Source organism: Mycolicibacterium rhodesiae, assembly GCF_002086695.1.
Classification (GTDB): domain Bacteria; phylum Actinomycetota; class Actinomycetes; order Mycobacteriales; family Mycobacteriaceae; genus Mycobacterium; species Mycobacterium rhodesiae.
In genome coordinates, this window is the sequence record NZ_MVIH01000012.1 from 108,510 (window position 1) to 129,805 (window position 21,296).

The following is a 21,296-nucleotide window of genomic DNA, read 5'->3' on the forward strand; positions in this document are numbered from 1 at the left end:
GTTACGGTAGAGCACGTGAGTCCCCGTGACGTTGACGCCGACTTTCTGGCCCTGCCGCGCCATGCGCTCGCCGACGCTGCCCTGTCGGCGGCACGTGCCGCCGGCGCCAGCTACGCGGATCTGCGGATCCATGCGATCACCAGCGAGGTGGTGCAGCTGCGCGACGGCGAGCTGCAGAGCGCGGTCACCGATCGCGAGATCGGCCTGGCAGTCCGGGTGATCGTGGACGGCACCTGGGGGTTCGCCTCGCACGCCGAGCTGGCTCCCGAGGTCGCCGCCGACACGGCGCGCCGCGCGGTGCAGGTCGCCACCGCGCTGGCGCTGCTGAACGCCGAGCGCATCGAGTTGGCGGCCGAACCGGTCTACAGCGACGTGACGTGGGTGTCGACCTACGGGATCGACCCGTTCACCGTGCCGACCGCCGACAAGATCGGCCTGCTGGGGGAGTACTCCGGTCGCTTGATGGCCTCCGACGGGGTCGATCACGTCTCGGCGATGGTGATGACCGTCAAGGAGCAGACGTTCTACGCCGATACCTTCGGCTCGTCGATCACCCAGCAGCGGGTGCGGCTGCAGCCGGCGCTGGACGCGGTGGCCGTCGACGCGGCGGCCGGCAGTTTCGAGTCGATGCGCACTCTGGCCCCGCCGACCGCCCGCGGCTGGGAGGCGGTGGCCGGCGACGAGGTATGGGACTGGAGTACCGAACTGGCTGAGCTGCCCAGCATGCTCGCCGAGAAGACCAAGGCGCCGACGGTGGTCGCTGGGCCGACCGATCTGGTGATCGACCCCACCAATCTGTGGCTGACCATTCACGAATCCATCGGCCACGCCACCGAATACGATCGGGCGATCGGTTACGAAGCCGCATACGCAGGCACTTCCTTCGCCACCCCTGACAAGCTGAACACCATGCGATACGGGTCCCCAGTGATGAATGTCACCGCAGACCGCACCGTCGAATACGGTTTGGCCACAATCGGATACGACGACGAGGGGGTGGCCGCTCAAAGCTGGGATCTGGTGCGTGACGGCATCTTTGTGGGCTACCAGCTGGACCGGGTGTTCGCGCCGCGGCTGGGCCACGCGCGGTCGAACGGCTGCAGCTATGCCGACTCCCCGCATCACGTCCCGATCCAGCGGATGGCCAACGTCTCGCTGCAGCCGGGCACCGAGGACCTCAGCACCGACGACCTGATCTCCCGCGTCGAGAACGGCATCTACATCGTCGGCGACAAATCCTGGTCGATTGACATGCAGCGCTACAACTTCCAGTTCACCGGACAGCGGTTCTACCGGATTCGCGACGGTCGGCTGGACGGGCAGCTGCGCGACGTCGCGTATCAGGCCACCACCACCGATTTCTGGAATTCGATGGAAGCCGTTGGCGGGCCGCAGACCTGGCGACTGGGCGGGGCGTTCAATTGCGGCAAGGCCCAGCCCGGCCAGGTGGCCGCTGTCAGCCACGGCTGCCCGTCGGCGTTGTTCCGCGGGGTGAACGTGCTCAACACACGCGAGGAAGCGGGCCACGCTTGATCCCCGCCCAGCAGGTCGTCGAACTGGCATTGCAGGCCGCCACCGTCGACGAGACGATCGTGATCGTCACCGATCGCGCCGAGGCGTCGCTGCGGTGGGCCGGGAATTCGATGACCACCAACGGTGTCTCGACCACCCGGTCGACGACCGTGATTTCGATTGTGCGCAAAGGCGATACGTCGCACACCGGTGCGGTCCGCAGCAGTGACGTGAACCCCGCCGCGATCGGGGTGTTGGTGGCGGCCGCCGAGCACGCCGCCCACGCCGCTCCAGAGGCCCGCGACAGTGCGCCGCTGCTGACCGGCAGCGGGACTCCCGGCGACTGGAACGAGTCGATTCCGGAGACCGGCGCGGAGGTGTTCGCCGACGTCGCCGAATCGCTGTCGGGCGGATTCGGCCGCACCGACAGGTTGTACGGCTACGCCCATCACGTCGTCGAGACGACGTTCCTGGCCACCTCGACCGGGATCCGGCGGCGCTTCACCCAGCCGACCGGGACCGTGGAGATCAACGCCAAACGCGACGGTGCCAGCGCGTGGGCGGGTATCAGCACGCCGTGGTTCACCGAGGTGCCCACCGACACGCTGCTCGACGATCTGGCGATGCGCCTCGGCTGGGCCGATCGGACCGTCGAGCTGCCGGCCGGCCGCTACGAGACCTTGATGCCGCCGTCCGCGGTGGCCGACATGATGATCTACCTCGGCTGGTCGATGGACGGTCGCGGCGCCGAGGAGGGCCGGTCGGCGTTGTCGGCCCCCGGCGGCGGAACCCGGGTCGGGGAGAAGCTCACCCAACTGCCGCTGACGATGTACTGCGATCCGTTCGCCCCTGGACTGGAGTGTGCGCCGTTCGTGGCGGCCACCAGCGGTTCGGAGACGATCTCGGTGTTCGACAACGGGCTCGACATCGGGCGGGTCGACTGGATCCGCGATGGTGCCATCAACGCGCTGGCCTACCCTCGGGCCGCGGCCGCCGAGTTCGGCACCTCGGTCGCGGTACCGGCAGACAACCTGCTGATGACCGGTGGCAGCGCCGACTTGGCCGACATGGTGGCGGCCACTGAGCGCGGGCTGCTGCTGACCACGCTGTGGTACATCCGCACCGTCGATCCGACCACCCTGCTGCTGACCGGGTTGACCCGCGACGGGGTGTACCTGATCGAAGACGGTGAAGTCACGGGCGCGGTCAACAATTTCCGCTTCAACGAGAGCCCGCTGGATCTGCTGCGGCGCGCCACCGAAGCGGGCGTGCCCGAGCAGACGTTGCCCCGCGAATGGGGGGACTGGGCGACCCGGGCGGTAATGCCGACGCTGCGAATCCCCGACTTCCACATGTCGTCGGTGAGTCAAGCGCAATAATCGGCAGATGGCCGATGATCTCGATGCTGTCCTGACCCAGTTGGTGGTGCAATCGCCGGCCGACTTGCAGCGTCTGGTGGGGCTGATTCGCACCACCTGTGGCGACACCCTTTCGTTGACTCCGCTGCCCGCGCAGACGCCGGTGAGCGCTCCTGAGTTGGACGACGAGAAGGTGGTGGCCGAGTTCGCCGAGCAGTTCAGCGTCGACGTCTCGGCGATCTCCGACCGTCAGCGGGAGGCGCTGACGGGTGCGCTCGGTGCGGCGAGCTTCGCCGCGGTCATCCAGATGTTCTTCGCCGACTTCCTGCCGCGGGTGCGCAACGGGTTGGAGGTGCTCGGGCTACCGGTCGGCTGGGTGCCCGAGGCACCGGTGTGGGATCCGGGCATCGACGCCGGTGACGTGTTGTTCAACCAGCTGCTGCCCGGGGTGGCGCGGTTGCGGTCGCTGGATCCGGTCACCACCGAGGTGGTACGGCTGCGCGGAGCTGTCGCGCACAACTGTCGGCTGTGCAAATCACTGCGGGAGAGCAAGGCTTTGGACGCCGGCGGCAGCGAGTCGATGTACGACGACATCGAGCACTTCGAGGCGTCCGAACTGCTGACCGATGCGCACAAGGCGGCGCTGCGGTATGCCGACGCGCTGATCTGGTCACCGGCACGGATCAGTCCGGCGGTGGCTTCCGGTGTGCGGGAGCACTTCTCGCAGGAGCAGGCCCGTGAGCTGACGCTGGACGTGATGCGCAATGCCAGCAACAAGATCGCGGTGTCGTTGAAGGCCGATCAGGCCCGCGTCGAAGAGGGCACCGAGCGCTACCTCATCGACGAGGACGGTCAGACCGTCTTCGCCTGAGCGAGTGCAGCCAGGGCGGCATCGACGTCGGCGTCGGTGGTCGCCCACGAACAGACGAACCGGGCGGCGGGCTTGTGGGGGTCGGGGACATGTACGGCGAAGTGTTGTCGCACTGCGGCCAGCGCGTCGGCGGGCAGGTCGACGAACACTTCGTTGGCGTCGGTGGCCGATGCCAGGTGCAGGCCCAGTGCGGTCAAGCCTGAGCTGAGCTTTTGTGCCATGGCGTTCGCGTGTGCGGCCGTCTCGAGCCAGACGCCGTCGGTGAGCATGGCGTCGAATTGTGCTGCGACATAACGGTGTTTGCTGGCCAGGTGGCCGATCTGCTTCTGGACGAACTCGATACCGGTGAAGTGTTCGGGGCGGCGCACCAGGATCGCGTCACCGAACAGCATGCCGTTCTTGGTGCCGCCCACCGTGACGATGTCGGCGTCGCCGACAGCAGCGAGGGGAGAGACCTCAAGGGCCGCAATCGCGTTGGCGACTCGGGAACCGTCGACGTGGACCAACAGGTCGAGCTTGTGGGCGTGGTTGACGAACGCGGTGATGGCCTCGGGCTGCCAGACGCGGCCGTTCTCGGTGGATTGGGTGATGGTGACGATGCGCGGTTGGGAGTGGTGCACCTCGCCGCGGCGGGTGATGCGGCGGTCCAGCAGAGCCGGGTCGATCAGGCCGTCATCGCTGGGCAGGGCGACGAGGCTGGCGCCGGAAACCCGGACAGGACCGCCGGCTTCGTCGAGCAGGCTGTGGGCGACGTCGCTGCAGAGGATTTCGTGCCAGGGCCGCACGGCGGCACTGAGAGCGATGATGTTCGCACCGGTTCCGGTGAAGGCGAACAGGACATCGGCGCCGGGGGAGTCGAAGGTGCTGCGGACGCGCTCGGCCGCGCGTTGAGTGATGAGGTCAGCGCCGTAGGACATGACAGCGCCGTCATTGGCGGCGTGGAGCGCCTCGAGAGCGCGGGGGTGTGCGGGAGCGGCGTTGTCGGAGGCGAAAGCGCTGGAGGGGATCGGCACGGTAACCATCGTGCACCGCGCGGTGAGCGAAAGTGTTGCCGCCTGCTTCGGGCGCCGGGAGACTGGAGCGATGTCTGAAGCCGAACCCCACAAGACGGACACCACCGCGGGCCTCAAACCGCTGGCCGGCCAGCTCGAGAAGATCGCCGAGCTCCTCGGGGTGAAGTCGGTTTTGGTGATGCGCTCCGACGCCGATTCGATGGTGGTCGCGGCGACTGCCGGTGAGGCCACCAAGCACTACGCGGTGGGGGCGGCCGGCAAGAAAGCCCTCGGCGACGGGTCCCGGGTGCCGCTGTACTGCGAGAAGGTGGTCGACGCCGACAGCCCGCTGTTCGTGCGGGATTCACGCGCGGATGCGACGTTCGCCGGCAACGAGGACGAGACGGAGTTCGGCCTGCACAACTATCTGGGCCTGCCGGTGCACGACGCGGCGGGAACCGTGGTGGGCACGGTGTGCGTGCTCGACGACTCGGCACGCGAATACACCGACGAGGAGCGCGAGCAGCTTTCGGCGTTCCGCGGTGACGTCGAAGCGGTGCTGCGGAACGACGGCACCGCCCTGGGCTGAGGCTGACCTTCTGCCTCAAGGTCTGGCGGACATGCGACGATAGGTTCCGCAGCAGGGGGCGGTAGCTCAGTTGGTTAGAGCCGTGGACTCATAATCCATTGGTCGCGGGTTCGAGCCCCGCCCGCCCTACTTCAGCAGGTGTATGAGCTCGGTTGGTGCTTGACGTTGTGGCTTCGGGCAAACCTTCACACCCGCGATGGCACTCGACAAGCGCAGGCGTGGTTTCGACCACTAAATTTCTACTCTCACCTTAGGTAAGAGTATGGTTCGTTTGGGGCAGCTGCCTGAGTGACCCGCCCCAAAAGGCGGTGCAGGGTTCCGCCGGTTCGCATTGTCGCGACTGCCGCTTACAGAGAACATCTTGGTGTGCACGGTGGTGCGTACCCAATCGAACGGATGCCGTGTCATCTCAACAGCTTTCGCCTATGTCTAACGTGCGTGAGGCGGGCGATCCCAGCACGTCGGTCATGGCTGCTCTGCGCTCACCCAAGAGACTCAAGGTAGAAACACTTGCCGGATTGGTAGTGGCCCTCGCTCTCATCCCGGAGGCCATTTCGTTCTCGATCATCGCGGGGGTGGACCCTCGCGTCGGATTGTTCGCCTCCTTCACGATGGCGGTGACCATCGCGATCACCGGGGGTCGTCCCGCAATGATCTCGGCGGCAACTGGTTCAATCGCACTGGTCATCGCGCCGTTGGTCCGTGAGCACGGTCTCGATTACCTCATCGTCACGGTTTTGCTGGGTGGTGTGTTGCAGATCGTGCTTAGCCTGCTCGGCGTCGCTCGGCTGATGCGTTTCGTCCCGCGCAGTGTGATGGTGGGATTCGTCAACGCTCTGGCGATCCTGATCTTCCTATCCCAGATGCCCTACCTGATCGGTGTGCCCGCCTTGGTCTACCCGTTCGTCGGGGTCGGCCTGTTGATCATGGTGTTCCTCCCACGGCTGACCACAGCTATCCCCGCGCCGCTGATCGCCATCGTGATCCTCACCGCGGCCGTACTGGCCCTGAAGGTCCACATCCCCAACGTCGGAGACGAAGGGGAGCTTCCAACGAGTCTGCCGACATTGTTCATCCCCCATGTCCCCCTCAACCTCAACACGCTGTCGATCATCGCCCCTTACGCGCTGGCGATGGCTTTGGTGGGACTGTTGGAGTCGCTACTGACGGCCAAATTGGTCGATGACATTACCGACACCCACAGCGACAAAACCCGCGAGAGTTGGGGACAGGGCGTCGCCAACATCGTGACCGGATTGTTCGGTGGCATGGGTGGTTGCGCGATGATCGGCCAAACCATGATCAACGTCAAGGTCGCCGGTGCCCGCACCCGTATCTCGACGTTCCTGGCCGGTCTGTTCCTGCTGGGACTGGTCGTCGGACTCCGCGACATCGTCGGCCTGATCCCGATGGCCGCACTGGTCGCGGTGATGATCATGGTGTCGGTCGGCACGATGGATTGGCACAGCATCTCGCCCTCCACGCTGCGCCGAATGCCACGCAGCGAAACCCTCGTCATGCTCGCCACCGTGGTCATCACCGTCGCAACCAACAACCTCGCCTACGGCGTCATCGTGGGCGCGCTGACCGCGATGGTCCTCTTCGCCCGCCGCGTTGCGCATCTGGTCACCGTGCAGAAGGTCAGTGCGCCTGACGGTCCCGACGTCGAATCCAAGCCCGACACAGTCACTTACCGAGTGACAGGGGAACTGTTCTTTGCTTCGAGCAATGACCTCGTCTACCAGTTCAACTACACCGATGACCCGCACAATGTCGTGATCGACATGTCGGACTCACACATCTGGGACGCCTCTACCGTCGCCGCGTTGGACGCGGTGACCACGAAATATCACGCCAAGGGCAAGCGCGTCGACATCATCGGTCTCAACACCGATTCTGCCGACCGGCATGATCGGCTCTCCGGGATGCTCGGCGCTGGACACTGATTGAATCCAGGTCTCGGCCAGCCTCTCTAGCTGACTTCTACCCCAAAGGTCCGGTGTCGCGGCAAGCTGAAGGCCGTCGCAGCGTCGTTAGAGTGGGAACGGCCTGGGAGCGAATAGAGATGAGGCAAGGTGCGCGACGGTGACGAGGGGCAGATGCAGATCGGGCAAGTCGCTGCCCGCACCGAGTTGTCCATCACCACAGTTCGTCACTACGACGAGGTCGGCCTGGTGACACCATCGGCTCGCTCGACAGGTGGCTTCCGCCTCTACACCGATGCCGATGTCGAGCGCTTGCTGGTAATTCGGCGCATGAAGCCGCTGGGGTTCACCCTCGCCGAAATGAAGGACCTACTCGACTCGCTCGACATCCTCAACAGCGACGCAACGTCGCAGGAACAGCGTGCGACCGCAGCCGGCATTCTCCGAGGGTGCCGTTCCAAGGCCGAACAGAGCGTCGCAAAGTTGAGAAAACACCTCGCCTACGCAGAGGAGCTGAGCGACCTGCTCTCCGACGGCGCGGCCGAACTTACCGGCCAAGGCTAGGCCCGTTCGAGCTGAAGATCTTGACGCTGCTCACGCAGCCGAGCTCCTCAAACCCGTTGCGCTGCAATAGTGGTCGCGGGTTCGAGCCCCGCCCGCCCTACTGAAGCAGGTCCCACACGCAAACGATGTCCCGAGACACCGCGTACACGGAGTCTCGGGACATCGGAAGTCGATCAATGCCCCCGGGCGACCCGGCGGCACTCACGCGCCGCGACGCGGCGCTAGAACCAGACTTTCCGGCCACCCACCGGGCGCCCCACTGCTCCGAGGATCCACAGCACAACGCCGACCACGACGAGGATGCCACCGATGGTGTAGAGGATTGACAGGCTGGTGAAGTAGCCGATCAAGAGCAGGATGATGCCGAGGACAATCATGTTTCATCCGTTCGTAGAGCGTGTGTAGCGATGTCGTACTGCGCCTAGGGAATTGCCGGATCTGTCATTTTCAAACCGGGCGCCCAAACAGCAGTTGGGGATGCGTCGTGCGGCAAACCTCGGCGGCGCAACGCATCCCCGCGCAACAGCTGAATTATTCGGCGGCCTTCTGGCGAGCCTCGGCGGCCTGCTCCGCGGTGCGAGCAGCTTCGGCTTCGGCCTCTTTCTTCGCTACATCGCGGGCAGCGTCAGCCTTGTCCTGCTGTGCGCGGCCTTCTTCCCGCAGGTCGTCCTTGTCGGCGACGATGCCGATGACTTCCTTGGCCTTGCCCTTGACGTCTTCGACGATGCCTTTGACGGCTTCTTCGGGTCCGCTGTCGCCCATGAGTGTTCCTTCCGTTCAGGTCAGGTGTACAGCGCTATATACCCGCCATCAGCGAAGGTTCAATCGTCGACTTCTGTGACGCCGCGCACCGCCGTAAGTGTGAATCAGCGGAACGTTCCGGCCGGCGTTGGACGTTCCTATGATCTGTACCGTCGATCGTCAGAAACGAGGCACCCCCAATGGTCGAAAATCTGCCCGACAAGGCTCTCGAGTTGCGTTCGCTGGTGACGTCCGACGGCAAACTCGAACTCTCGTTGCACGAGGTCGACGTTCCGACGCCGGGTGACAACCAGGTGCTGGTGCGGGTCGAGGCATCACCGATCAACCCGTCGGACCTTGGCCTGCTGGTCGCGACCGCGGATATGAGCACCGCGACGGTCGCGGGCACGCCGGAACGTCCCGTCGTCACCGCATCCATTCCGGAGCGTTCCCTTGCCGGCCTCGCCGCGCGACTCGACAAGTCCCTCCCGGTGGGCAATGAAGGTGCGGGCACCGTGGTGGCCGCCGGGCCATCCGAAGCGGCCCAAGCCCTCATCGGTAAAACCGTCGGGATCGCAGCCGGCGCGATGTACTCCCAATACCGAGTAGTCGACGCACCGATGTGTCTGGTCCTGCCCGACGGAGCCACGGCTCGCGACGGGGCATCGTCATTCGTCAATCCGCTCACGGCGCTCGGCATGACGGAAACCATGCGCCGCGAAGGACATTCGGCCTTGGTGCACACCGCGGCCGCATCGAATCTCGGGCAGATGCTGGTCAAGATCTGCGCCAAGGACGGCATTCCGCTGGTCAATATCGTCCGCAAGCCCGAGCAGGAACAACTGCTCACCTCGCTCGGCGCCGAGTACGTCCTGAACTCGACATCGCCGTCGTTCGTCGCCGATCTGGTGGAGGCACTCAAGGCGACGTCGGCGACTCTGGCATTCGACGCCACCGGCGGTGGCACCTTGGCGAGTGACATCCTCAACGCCATGGAGGTGGCGGCCAGCGCGAAAGCGGGGGAGTACTCGCGCTATGGATCGGATGTCCACAAGCAGGTCTATATCTACGGCGCGCTCGACACCAGCCCGACCGTGCTGACCCGGAACTTCGGGATGTCCTGGGGGATCGGCGGTTGGCTGCTGACCCCGTTCCTCAAGACCGCCGGCGCCGAGACGATCAGCCGGTTGCGCGCCCGCGTGGCCGCGGAACTCACCACGACATTCGCCAGCAACTACACCCGCGAGGTGTCACTCGCCGGCATGCTGAAGCCCGACGCGTTCAACGAATACGTCAAGCGGGCGACGGGCGAGAAGTTCCTGGTGACGCCGCACAACGGCTGATTCGTAACGAATAAGTCAAATAAACGCAGACCGGCAGCATGGCTCGTTTAGGCTGCCCTTTGGCCCTCCGTCGGGGTGTGGCCGGAGGGGAGTTCGCTGTCATGGATCCTGTACGCACGCGAGCAATCGTCCGGGTGACGGCGGCCGCCGTCGCGCTCGGACTGGTCGTAGCCGGCTGCGGCAAGGATGAGGAGAAGTCGTCGTCCTCGACGACGAGCACCACGACATCCACGACGACGTCGACCACCACCGCTGCGGCCACGACCAGTGCTGAGGACACGACGCCGGCCGGTACGCCGGACTACGCGACGCTGCTGGTGAAGCCGGCCGACATCCCGCAGGTGGGCAACACCCCGTGGGCGGGGGACGCCCCGAAGACGACGCTGACCCCGCCGCCGCCGGACGTCTCGCAGACCTACACCTCCGGTACAGACGCGATCAACATCTCGGTGATCATCAGTGACGACCCCTCCCAGGCCGCGACCGGTCTGACCGGCGCCGCGAACAGCGTGCCCAGCCAGGTGACCGGCTCCCCGGTGCCGCTGCCCGCGGTCACCCCGGATGCCACCGTCACGATCGGCACTTCGGTGGACGGCAAGTCGGCGATGGCCGCACTGCTGTTCACGGTTGAGCGCACCGTCGTGGTGGCGATCTTCAGCAGCGCACCGGGCGACCTCAACCCGGTGCCGCAGGACTTCGTCGAGGCCGTGGGCAAGGCTCAGGTCGCGGCAATCCAGCAGAACCTGCCCAACCTGAAGTAACTCAGCACCTACCGCAGAAGGTCAGGGGCATTGCGCCCCTGACCTTTGTGCGTTGTGTTACGGCGCGTCGCCAAGCATGAGTTGCCGTTGGTCCGCGTCAGTAGTGACCAAAGGCCATAGCCGATCGGGCACGACGCTGGTCAGATCTGAGTGGTACTTAAGGGGGTCGCCATGTGCAAGGCGAGCCGACCTATCGCAACCACCGTAATCGCTCTCGGCGGCGTGCTCCTCATGGCGTTGATGCCGCTGAACTCGGTCGCTATCGCTTGGGCCGCAACAGCACTGATCATGGGTGGCACCGGTCACCCGCTGAGCGTCCCGCAGGACACAACGCAGTACATCGCAAACTACGTGGACAAGGCGGATGCCGTATACGTGGCGCCGTCGGGACTGTGCACTGGGGGAAGCGTTGGATGCGCGGAAGTTGCGGTCTACACCCCCGAGGAATTCCCGATCGCTACCGGCCTGCACGCCATGCCATTCGACTCGTCGGTCGCAATCGGACTCGCCAACCTCGATGCGTGCGTGCGCGGAAAGTCCTGCACCGTAACGGAACCGCCGTTCACCACGACCAGCCCGCGCACCGTGATCGACACTTCCTATGTGGTGTACGGATATTCGCAGAGTGCGACTGTCGCCGCCAAAGAGAAATACGATCTGATCGCGCATCCGCTGGCCGCCGCCACCGTCGGCTTCGTCGTCACCTCCGATCCGAACCGGCCCAACGGCGGAATCCTCGAACGCTTCGTCGGCGCTTATCTACCGGTTTTCGGCGTGACGTTCGACGGTGCGATGACCACCAATTCGCCGCAACCCACGCCACTGACAACCGTCGACGTTGCGCGGCAATACGATCCGGTATCAGATTTTCCGACCAACCCGCTCAACGTGGTGGCCGACCTCAACGTCGCACTCGGCTTTCTGTACTTCCATCCCGAAACCGCCTATTTCGCCGCGACTGCCGTTGAACTCCAGGGCCAGCATCAGGACACGACCTACTATCTGATTCCCGCCCAGACCCTTCCACTATTGATGCCGTTGGAGCAGATTCCGATCATCGGCCCGCCGATAGCGGCCACACTCGATCCACCGCTACGGGTCCTGGTCGAAGCAGGCTACGACCGCACGATCAATCCAGGCCGTCCGACCCCGGCCAACTATCTCTACAGCCCAAATCTGATCAAGACGACCATCGACTTCATGACGGCGATACCGACCGGATGGGACAACGGAATCGCCATGATCACCGGCGACCCGGCGAACAGGCCGTTCCACACCACGCCTCAAGGTGTCTTCGGGGTCGGCGGCCCGCCGGTGTACGCCGGCGCGGTCGATCCCTACGGTCCGCCGACGCCGTACACGCCGGCACCGGTTGAATCCATTCGTAAACAACAGAATCCGAAGCTAGCAGTGTCGCCACGTGATCGTGGCCACCAGCCGGATCGGCTGGGAGACCGTCGATCTCCCAACCGCTCGGGGAGCCACCTGACGCACGGTGCGGCACGGGTGAATGGATCGAATACCGCCCACCACCGACGGGATGCGCGGCTAAGACCAGGCGTCGAGGATTGACAGGTATCTCCGGTCAGGACTGGCAGCCGATGCCGTCCCCGTCGCGGTCGAGATCGTAAATGTCCTTGCCGATCACGTACACCGGACCGGACACATAGGCGGGGCCGTTTCCGCTGCCGCCCGCGCAATCGACGTCACGGGCGATCGGGACGCAGGCGCCGGAATAGTTCGGATCGCAGTCTCCGGTGTTCTGCTTGAACCCCGCCAGCGCAACGGCTTCGGTCGGGGCGGTGTTGCCGTTGGCGGCAATGGTTCCGATCGTCATCAACGCCGCGGCAGCGAACACCATGCTCTTCACGGGTAGGTCTCCTTGTCGACTCCAGGGATGACGACGAGGGCCAAGCCGACGACGAGCGTGGGTCCACCCAACGTGCGGACTTCGTCCAGGCGGCAACGACTTCCATCACGATGGTGGGGTGGTGGCAGGTGGCCCCCGCCAGAATGCGCTCGGCTCGCGCAGGCTCTCTTTGTACCCTGAAACCCGGAGGTGACGCAACTATACGGTCGCAGGCACCCGTTCCCGCGCGGCCGAACTCCGCATCTCGGCACGCAAGCTCGTGAAGTCCGAGATCGTCTTGGACACCACGGTGGCCACCGGTCGGGCGTTGCGACTGGTGGCTTCGGTCTTGGACACCATGATCACGCTGTCGATGTAGGGCTGAATCGTCGTGGCGTTCTGCACGGTGGCCACGATGACGAGCTGGAAACCGAACTTGCGGAACGCCTGCAGCGCCTGTTGGGCGAACTGCGGGTCCGACTTCGAGAACGCCTCATCGAGCATCAGCTGCGCGAAAACCGGCTTGTTGTCCTGACTCTCGGGACTCGCCAGGTTGAAGCTCAGTGCCCCGGCGAGGCAGAACGCCATCAGCTTCTCCTGCTCGCCACCTGAGTTGTCGCCCGCGTTGCTGTGCGTGCGGATCAACTCCTCGGAGCGGACATCCCACTCGGCGCAGTCGAACGTGAATCGGTTACGGACGTCCAGCGCGTCGCGGGTCCACGCCTTGTCCTCCGGCGCCGTGGACGCCAGCCGGTTGCGCAGCCGCAAGATGTCGGCATATTGATCCAGGATCGCCTGCTTGTCACCGAGACCCACTTCGGCGATGCGCCGTGAGATCGCCCGCACGATCTCGGTCAGCTCGGCCACCGCCGTCAGACTGCGCGGCGTGGCCCGCAGCGTCAGCCGGGTACCGCTGTTGAACTCGACCGCGCCAAGGCCGGTATTGACCCGGTCGATCTGCTCGCTGATCCGCCGTGCCTCCTGCTCGGCCACCCGGTGCAGCGTGAGGATCGCGTCGGGTGCCTGCTCGGTGACCAAGCGCATCATCCGGTCATAGGCCTCGGGCAGTTCACGCTCGTCGATATGCCGGCACAGTGCCACGTAGTCGTGCACCCGCTCGTCGAACACATCGCTGTCGTTGGGAATCGCGTCGGGGAACGCGGTGTCGAATGTGTTCAGGATCCGAGCCAGCTCATCGTATGAGCGCCTGCGGCTTTCACGCAGTTGCTCGCGCTCGCGGCGAATGGTGTTGAACACCGCTTCGCGGTGCGGCTCGGGATTGAGTACCTCCAACGCCACCGGCACGAGAGCCGCGTAGCGGTTCAGCAGCTCGGTGAGCGGTTCGGAGACGAACGCGGGCGCCAGCCGGTCCTGCAGTTCCAGCAGCTGGGTGCGCCGGGCGTCCAGGTCGTCGCGACGGGTCTGGATGGCACCGCGCCGCGTCATCAGCGTCTGGATCTCCTCCCAGCACTCGTCGGCGCGCGCGGTCAGCGCCTCGATGTCCGGGTTGTCGGCCAGCAGGAGCTCGAACTGCTCGCGCAGCCGGTCGGCGTGCCCGTCGGCGGTGTCACTGTCGACCTGGTTCCACTGCGGGAACTGTTCACAGATCGCCTTGCACGCCGCGGCCCGATCCCGCCACTGCTGACGCTGCGCGGCGATCTCGTCGGCCTTGCGGCGCGCTTGCTGGTACAGCTCTTCGGCATTGGCGAGATCGACGGTCAGTGCGTCGATCTTCGCCCTGACGTCACCCTGGTAGATGTAGTCGGCCTGTTTGAGGGGACGACGGTCGTCCTTGATGGCGAGCCGCTCGGAGTCCTTGTATAGGCCCGTGTCGGTGACCGCGCGGCGGAACCGGGAGAACACATCCGGGGTATCCACGCAGATGTGGTCGCCCGCAGCGGCGACGACGTCGGCGGCCTCGGCCGCGCACGGATGCATCGGGTCGACGACAAACAGCTTGCCGGCCAACGTGTTCGGCTCGGCGTCGACCGGTTCCGCGCCGACCAGCGAGGCGCGGACGTGGTGCAGCTGCAGCCGTCCGCCCATATTGGTCTCGTTGACGAATCGCAGCACCGCCGAGTACCGGTCATCGGGTACCAGCAGCCGCAGACCCACGCCTCGCAGCACCTTCTCCACGGCCACCCGCCACCGGCTCTGGTCGGGCCGAAGGTCCATCAGCTCGGCGATGTAGGGCAGCTCACCGGGGTCGACACCGACTGCCGCGCAGATGTGTTCGCGCATGGTGATCGCGAACTCGGGCAGCGCCGACCCGACGTGCTCAACGCGCTTGAGTTCCTTGGCGGCGTCATCGCGGGTGATCCGGGCTGCCTTCTGCGCGTACTCCGCGTCGGTCGACGCCTCGCGGCCCCGGTCCAGTTTCGCCAGCAGCTCGGTGACCTCGGTGGCGAGTTCCTCACGCAAGTTCCAGAACTCGTCGGCGGTGTCCGGTACGTCGATGTCCTGGGCGGCGAGCATCGCCTCGTAGGCCGCACGGCGCCGTGACACCTGTTCGGCCTGCGCCTCGGCGCCGGCCACTTGCGACTGCAGCGGCCCCAGGCTGGCACTGGATCCGCTGATCTGTGCGTTGAGCGAATCACCCTCGGCCTTGGCCAGATTCAGCTGGCGGGTGACGTCTTCGTACTCGTTGCCGAGTTGGTCGATGGTGGCGTCCAGCGACTGGATCTGCGGCCCGCACTGCGTGAGCCGGACATGGTCGGTATAGGCGCGGACCATCGGTTGATCCACCAGATCGATGATGCCCAGATCGGAGGACTCGGAGGCGTAGCGCTGCTGGATCTTCTCGATATCGCCGAGAATCTTGCGCTTCTTCTGGGCGACGGCCAGCAGTTCGCGGGCCTCCACCAGCGGATCGATCTGCTTGAGCGCCTCGGGCAGCCGGGTCAGGCTACTCGGCTCGTCGAGCATGAACTCGCGAACGAACTGTTCAAGCCCGCCAACGCTTTTCAGCGACTTCGCCTTGCCGAGCAGCTGCTGTGCGGCATCGGAGGCCCGGATGCCGATGGTGGCGTACAACTGGGCGAGGTACTGCGACTCGACCTTGGTGGAGAACCGCCACTCGTCGTCTTTGAACACCCCGGAGTCGAAACGCCCTGCTGCCCAACGGTTACAGACGTCCTCGATGTCACGATCGCCGTCGGCCAGCACAAACCGGCTCGACGAGTCCGAGCGGGACTCGCCGGTCAGCCATTTGAGCACCAGGCCGGTGACCGTGCGCCCGGTGTTGCTGCGGTAGCTGACCGCGATGGCCGACCATGCCGTGCCGTCCCCGCGCAGGTACATCACCTTGCTGGCGCCGCCGTCACTGCGCTGGCCCCACGCCCCGCGCACATACTTGTCGACCGTGCGGCGGCCTGCGCTGGATCCCGCCGCGGTGTTGTCACCGGAGGCGTTGAAGTTGCGGCGGTTGAACGGCAGGAATCCCAGCGAAATCGCATCCAGCAGGGAGGATTTCCCGCTTCCGGAGGCTCCGGCGATCAGCGCGCCGCCTTCACTGAACGGGATGTCGTGATAGCCGTCGAAAACACCCCAGTTGATGACCTGCAGCCGCGACAAGTGGAACTGTTCAGCCATCGAGCGCGGTCTCCTGTTCATCGCTGTCCGGGGATGCGCCACCGGACAGCAGCATTTCGAACTGCTGCTGCAATTCGGCGATCACCGATGCGGTCATCACGGCGTTGATCACCGGGCTGACGGTGTAGCTGTCTTCGTCGTCGCGGGTCTTGCGCAGGATCTCCAGTCCGGCGAGCCGTGCGATCGCCGCGTCGATGCGGGCGGTGAAGGTCACGGTGTCACGGTCGACGTCGTTGAGGACACCGGAAAACAGCCCGTGCACCTCCTCGCGGCTGATCAACACGGCCTGGCCACCGGCGGCACGCGACATCTGCGCCAGGTGCAGCGCCAGGATCGAGTCGTAGGTACCCAGCGGCTCGCGACGCAAAAGCTTGGCGCCCCTGGCAGATTCGTAACGGGCCTGCTCGACGAACGCGACGTCACTGCCATCCACCACACGCAACATCAGGTCGAGCTCGGAGAGCCGCACCGACAGTTGCGCACGGTATTCCAGCACCCAGCTGTACAGGTCGGCATCGGCCTCGGCGCTGATGTAGCGGCGGGTCAGCAGTTGCTGCAGCGCCCAGCACGCTCGGTCGGGCAGCTCGCTCACATCGCCGTCGAAGCGCGGGCGCCGCTGATGCGGGGTGCGCGCGGTCTGGTCGACTTGAGGTAGTGAGCTGAAGTCGATGTCGGCGTCGGTGGTCGTCATGCGCTGGCTCCCAACAAGCTGGAGATCGGTTCGGTGAAGATCAAGTGCGGAACCTCCATCTCACGGTCCCGTCCGTCCAGCGACTGGAACCGTACGGTCACCGGCTTGGCGGTCTTCGGGGCGTCGGGTTGTTTGAGCGCCCACGACCACAACACGATGACGTGACCCAGATACGCCGCGTCGAGCATCTCCACAGCGGCGGGCAGCGACACCGGGCCGCTATCGAGGGCGGTGTTGATCATCTCCGACATCGCCGGGGCGTCGACCTGCGTCGTCAGCGCGGCGAAACTGGTCAGGTCCAGCTCGCCTTCAGCTGCCTGAGCGGGCTTGGGGTTCGACAGGTCGCCGATCCGGAAGCTCAGTGCGCCAACCGAACTGATGGCGTGCCGAGCCAGGGGAAGTTCGATGTCGAGCCGCGAGTCGATCAGCGAGCTCTTGAGCAGGGCGCGAGCGGCGCCGATCGCGTCGCTCAGCTGACGGGCCACACCGCGGCTCTGCTCCAGGGTCCCGAACGCGGTGAACCGCTTGACCCGCTGTGCACAGCGCTGCTGGATACGTTCCACCTCGTCGATCTGCTGGCCGACGAGCTCGAAGAACCCCGCCATCACCTTGCGCAGCGCCGGGTCGAGGGCGGGCAGCGCATGGGCGACGGCGGCGACGTCGGCCTCGAACTCCGCGCGCTGGTCCGGGTCGTTGATCATCCGCAGGAAGGCACGGTGCGAATCGCGACCCTGCGAGTCCCAGGCGGCCTGGTAGTCGGCGTACATCTGGCGCTGCCGGTCGCGGTAGGCCAGGTTGCTGTCGATCGGCTCGTCGAGAGCCGCGGTGGCCCGCTCGATCATCGTGCCGTACTGGCCGATGTCGGTGATCAGCCGTTCCATCTGCAGCGCGATGGCGTGGGCTTCGTCATACATGTCGGTCATATCGACATCGGTGGAGCGGTCCAGGTCCTCGCCGCGTTCCAGCGCATCGAGCTCGGCGTGCAGGGCGGCGATCTCGGCCTGGATGCCGGCGCGGATGCGGACAGGGTCGTTGCCGACACGCAGGGCGATCTGCTTGAGCCGTGCGGCGATGCCGTTGATCGAGCCGCCGGTGGCGATGGTGTCCTGGCGGCGCAGCCCGCGCAGGAAGTCCAGCGCCCGGCGGGCGTCCTGGGTGAGGTAGCAGAGGTTGCGCTCGATGCCGCTGCGCTGGTCGGCCACCCGGTGCAGCCAACCCTGGCTGGCCCAGCTCTTGATCAGGCCCAGGCCGGATTGTTCGCCACCGGGCCGGCCCAGTTCGTCGAGGTCGCGCTCGAGTCGCACGACCAACTCGGTCTCGCTGATCTCGCCCTCGCTGAGGTGGCGCTCCATCAGGGTGGCGTAACCGCCCAGGTTGAGCGCGGCCAGCAGCCGGATCGTGGGGGAGCCCTGGATCTCGCGGTTGATCTCGAGGAGGTCGGCGGCCGACAAGCCGGTCTCGTCCTCCACGCTGTTTCCCCCTCGATGAAGTTGGTTGGACGGTCCAAGATAGGCGATCGCGGCGACATCGGACGACGCCCTCTCCGGGGTGTCGGACGGCCGCCTGAAAAGCTACGTCACAGGAGTCTCAGCGGCCTCGGCGGCCTCATTCCTAACGCAGCAGTTCCCCGTGCGGTCGCGTGGACAGCGGCCGCGGTCGCACGACGCGCGGCCACCAAAACCACCGCCCGAGCAGTGCGGCGATTGCCGGCGTCATGAAGGCCCGGATGACGAGGGTGTCGAACATCAGGCCGAGTCCGATCGTCGTGCCGACCTGGGCGATGACTTTCATGCTGCTGACGGACATCGCCATCATCGTGAACGCGAACACCAGGCCGGCCGCGGTGACCACCGACCCGCTGCCGCCCATCGCGCGGATGATGCCGGTGTTGATGCCGGCCGGTATCTCTTCTTTCATCCGGGCGACCAGCAGCAGGTTGTAGTCGGCGCCGACCGCCAACAAGATGATGACTGCCATCGCGATCACGATGAACTGCAGCGGCATGCCGAGGATGTGCTGCCAGAGCAGAATCGACAATCCGTAGGACGCTCCGAGCGACAGCACCACCGTGCCGACGATCACGGCCGCCGCGACCAGAGCGCGGGTGATCAGCAGCATGATGATGAAGATCAGCGACAGCGCCGCCAGTCCGGCGATCCGGAGATCGTAGGAGTTGCCTTCCTCCATGTCCTTGAACGCCGATGCGGTACCGCCGAGGTAGACCTTCGAACCTTCCAGCGGTGTGCCTTTGATGGCTTCGAAGACGGCGTTCTTGATGGCGTCGATGCGGTTGATGCCCTCGGCCGACATCGGGTCCTGCTCGTGGGAGATGATGAACCGCGCCGCATGGCCGTTGGGGGAGATGAAGTTCTTCATGCCGCGCTTGATCTCGTCGTTGTCGAAGATCTCCGGCGGTGCGTAGAACGTGTCGTCGTTCAGGGAGTCGTTGAACGCGGCAGCCATGGCCGACGAGCCGTCGTTCATCGCGGCGATCTGATCCTGCATGCCGGACTGGGTGGACTGCAGCGTCAGCATCATGATCCGCATTCGCTTCATCGACTCGATGGACGCTCGCATCAGCGGAATCATCTGCGGCATAATCGAATCGAGATCGCGTAGGTCGGGGACCAATCGCGCGATGTCATCGGTCATGGTGTCGATGCCGTCGAGAGCGTCGAAGGTCGACCGCGTCGCCCAGCACAGCGGGATGTCGTAGCAGTGCGGTTCCCAGTACAGGTAGCTGCGGAGCGGGCGGAAGAAGTCGTCGAAGTCGGAGATGTGGTCGCGCAAGGCCGCGATGTCCACCGCGGTCTGCTCGGTCTTGCCGACCATGTCGTGAGTCGTTGCGCTGAGCTGCTCCATCAAACCGATCATCTGCGTCATCGTGTTGATGGTGTTCTGCATCTCCTCACCCTGTACCAGCATTTCGGCCATGCGGTCTTCCAGGTAGGACCGATTCATCGTCTGCAGTGAGCCGCTGATACTCATCTGAGCCGGAATAGTGCTGTATTTCAAAGGTTTTCCGTCGGGACGCGTGATGGACTGGACCCGGCCGATGCCGGGAACCCTGGTGACGGCCTTGGTGATCCGCTCGAGCACCAGGAAGTCGGCCGGGTTACGCAGGTCCTGACCGGTCTCGATGAGCAAGAGTTCCGGATTGATCCGGGCGACGGGGAAGTGCCGCTCAGCCGCCGCGAAACCCTCGTTGGCCGGCAGGTCGGCGGGCAGGTACTTGCGGTCGTCATAGTTGGGCCGGTAGCCGGGCAGTGCGATCAGCCCGATCAACGCGATGAAGACGGTGAGAAACAGCACCCACCCGGGCCAGCGCACCACCACCGCTCCGAGCCTGCGCCAGAACCGAATTCGCATCGCGCGCTTGGGTTCCAGCAGACCGAAATGGCTGGCCACCGTCACGACCGACGGTCCGAGCGTCAACGCGGAAAACACCGCGACAACCATGCCGACGGCAAGCGGGATGCCCAGCGTGTGGAAGTAGGGGAGTCGGGTGAACGTCAGGCAGCACGTCGCGCCGGCAATCGTCATGCCGGAAGCCAGCACCACATGCGCGGTGCCCCGAAACATCGTGTAATAGGCCGACTCTCGGTCCTGCCCGGCCACGCGGGCTTCTTGATAGCGGCCGATGAGGAAGATGGCGTAGTCCGTCGTCGCCGCGAGCGCCAGGGGTACCAGGATCTGCGTGACGAACGTCGTCAAGCCAATCAGGTTGTGCCAAGCCAGGAATGCGATCGCGCCCTGGGTCACCGACAGTCCCATGACGAGAATCACCAGGACGATGCCGACGGTGGCGATTGACCGGTAGAAGAACAGCAGCATGCAGATGATGACGGCGACGGTGGCGATCTTCACCACCTGGATGCTTCGCCCACCTTCTTTCTGCTGGTCGGTCTGCATCGCCGAACCGCCGGTCACGAACGTCTTGACTCCCGGCGGCGCGGGCAGGTCCTTCACGATCCTCTGGACCGTCGCGACCGACGCGTTGCCCAGTGACTCACCCATGTTCCCGGCGAGCGCCACCTGCACGTAGACGGCCTTCCCGTCCGAGCTCAGTGCGCCGGCCTCGGTCAGCGGATCGCCCCAGAAGTCTTGAATGTGCTGGACGTGCGTGGTGTCCGCGCGCAGCGTGGTGATCAGCTCGTCGTAGTAATTCCGGGCGGCGGCGTCGAGAGGCCGCTGCCCCTCGAGGACGATCATCACGGCATTGTCGGAATCGGACTCCTCGAAGACCTTGCCGCTGCGCATCAGGGCGATCACCGACGGGGATTCCTTCGGCGACAACGACACCGCCCGCATCTCACCGACGACGTCCAGCGGCGGCACGAAGACGGTCAGCGCCCCGATGACAGCAAGCCAGCCGAGGATGATCGGTATCGCCAGGCGGCGGATCCAGCGGGCCACCCCGGGTTTCGGCTCGACGGAGGCCTCACCCCGCCGGTGCGGTACCTCGGTCTGAGTCCCCACGGCGTCCAGTCATAGCAGAACGCGGGACAG

Annotated in this window: 17 protein-coding genes and 1 tRNA gene; 10 read left to right on the forward strand and 8 right to left on the reverse strand. The window is 65.3% G+C overall.

Annotation, left to right across the window (positions count from 1 at the left end; translation table 11 throughout):
- Positions 1-15 precede the first annotated feature (15 nt).
- From BST42_RS21830 to BST42_RS21840, 3 genes are read left to right on the forward strand one after another with little or no spacing between them, the layout of a single operon-like run.
- Complete coding sequence (locus tag BST42_RS21830) at positions 16-1,533, forward strand: TldD/PmbA family protein (protein ID WP_083121405.1); 1,518 nt, start codon at positions 16-18, stop codon at positions 1,531-1,533.
- Complete coding sequence (locus tag BST42_RS21835; protein WP_083121406.1) at positions 1,530-2,891, forward strand: metallopeptidase TldD-related protein; 1,362 nt, start codon at positions 1,530-1,532, stop codon at positions 2,889-2,891. Before BST42_RS21830 ends, BST42_RS21835 begins: the two co-directional genes overlap by 4 nt.
- A 7-nt stretch (positions 2,892-2,898) precedes the next feature.
- Positions 2,899-3,741, forward strand: a complete 843-nt coding sequence (locus BST42_RS21840) for a carboxymuconolactone decarboxylase family protein (RefSeq protein ID WP_083121407.1) — start codon at positions 2,899-2,901, stop codon at positions 3,739-3,741.
- On the opposite strand, the gene BST42_RS21845 is transcribed toward BST42_RS21840, so the two are convergent.
- Positions 3,723-4,763: a threonine aldolase family protein gene (locus BST42_RS21845; protein ID WP_110918713.1), complete on the reverse strand. Its 1,041-nt coding sequence runs from the start codon at positions 4,761-4,763 to the stop codon at positions 3,723-3,725. The two genes, BST42_RS21840 and BST42_RS21845, sit on opposite strands and share 19 nt — an antisense overlap.
- A gap of 61 nt (positions 4,764-4,824) precedes the next feature.
- Between BST42_RS21845 and BST42_RS21850 the strand changes: the two genes are divergently transcribed.
- The 4 genes from BST42_RS21850 (at position 4,825) to BST42_RS21865 (ending at position 7,811) form a co-directional block, all read left to right on the forward strand.
- Positions 4,825-5,322 (forward strand): GAF domain-containing protein, encoded by a 498-nt coding sequence (locus tag BST42_RS21850; RefSeq protein ID WP_083121408.1) that lies wholly within the window; start codon positions 4,825-4,827, stop codon positions 5,320-5,322.
- 55 nt (positions 5,323-5,377) lie between these two features.
- A tRNA-Ile gene (locus BST42_RS21855) sits at positions 5,378-5,451 on the forward strand.
- Between the two features lie 296 nt (positions 5,452-5,747).
- Complete coding sequence (locus tag BST42_RS21860) at positions 5,748-7,268, forward strand: SulP family inorganic anion transporter (protein ID WP_207569553.1); 1,521 nt, start codon at positions 5,748-5,750, stop codon at positions 7,266-7,268.
- 153 nt (positions 7,269-7,421) lie between these two features.
- Positions 7,422-7,811 (forward strand): MerR family transcriptional regulator, encoded by a 390-nt coding sequence (locus BST42_RS21865; protein WP_083121471.1) that lies wholly within the window; start codon positions 7,422-7,424, stop codon positions 7,809-7,811.
- 221 nt (positions 7,812-8,032) lie between these two features.
- Here the strand turns inward: BST42_RS21865 and BST42_RS29160 are convergent, their stop codons facing one another.
- On the reverse strand, positions 8,033-8,188 hold the full coding sequence (locus tag BST42_RS29160) for a hypothetical protein (RefSeq protein ID WP_110802276.1): 156 nt from the start codon (positions 8,186-8,188) through the stop codon (positions 8,033-8,035).
- Positions 8,189-8,342: 154 nt separating this feature from the next.
- A complete protein-coding gene (gene mbp1 / locus BST42_RS21870; RefSeq protein ID WP_083121410.1) occupies positions 8,343-8,573 on the reverse strand; it encodes a microaggregate-binding protein 1 in 231 nt (76 codons plus the stop codon).
- Between the two features lie 179 nt (positions 8,574-8,752).
- On the opposite strand from mbp1, the gene BST42_RS21875 reads away from it, so the two are divergent.
- The 3 genes from BST42_RS21875 to BST42_RS21885 all read left to right on the forward strand — a co-directional run bounded on the left by BST42_RS21875 (position 8,753) and on the right by BST42_RS21885 (position 12,228).
- Entirely contained in the window at positions 8,753-9,895 is a 1,143-nt protein-coding gene (locus BST42_RS21875; protein ID WP_083121411.1) for a zinc-binding dehydrogenase, read from the forward strand.
- Positions 9,896-9,996: 101 nt separating this feature from the next.
- The gene (locus tag BST42_RS21880; RefSeq protein ID WP_165760896.1) at positions 9,997-10,656 is read left to right on the forward strand and encodes a cupin domain-containing protein; all 660 of its coding nucleotides are present in this window, start codon (positions 9,997-9,999) and stop codon (positions 10,654-10,656) included.
- 171 nt (positions 10,657-10,827) lie between these two features.
- Positions 10,828-12,228: a PE-PPE domain-containing protein gene (locus BST42_RS21885; RefSeq protein WP_083121413.1), complete on the forward strand. Its 1,401-nt coding sequence runs from the start codon at positions 10,828-10,830 to the stop codon at positions 12,226-12,228.
- 13 nt (positions 12,229-12,241) lie between these two features.
- On the opposite strand, the gene BST42_RS21890 is transcribed toward BST42_RS21885, so the two are convergent.
- The 5 genes from BST42_RS21890 to BST42_RS21910 form a co-directional block, all read right to left on the reverse strand.
- A complete protein-coding gene (locus tag BST42_RS21890; RefSeq protein ID WP_207569554.1) occupies positions 12,242-12,517 on the reverse strand; it encodes a hypothetical protein in 276 nt (91 codons plus the stop codon).
- A 207-nt stretch (positions 12,518-12,724) separates the two neighbouring features.
- Complete coding sequence (locus BST42_RS21895) at positions 12,725-16,096, reverse strand: ATP-binding protein (protein WP_083121414.1); 3,372 nt, start codon at positions 16,094-16,096, stop codon at positions 12,725-12,727.
- Positions 16,089-16,787, reverse strand: a complete 699-nt coding sequence (locus BST42_RS21900) for a DUF4194 domain-containing protein (protein WP_083121415.1) — start codon at positions 16,785-16,787, stop codon at positions 16,089-16,091. Before BST42_RS21900 ends, BST42_RS21895 begins: the two co-directional genes overlap by 8 nt.
- A complete protein-coding gene (locus BST42_RS21905) occupies positions 16,784-18,256 on the reverse strand; it encodes a DUF3375 domain-containing protein (RefSeq protein ID WP_083121416.1) in 1,473 nt (490 codons plus the stop codon). The genes BST42_RS21900 and BST42_RS21905 overlap by 4 nt, the downstream gene beginning before the upstream one ends.
- Positions 18,257-18,398: 142 nt before the next feature.
- Entirely contained in the window at positions 18,399-21,266 is a 2,868-nt protein-coding gene (locus BST42_RS21910; protein WP_083121417.1) for an MMPL/RND family transporter, read from the reverse strand.
- Between the last annotated feature and the right edge of the window lie 30 nt (positions 21,267-21,296).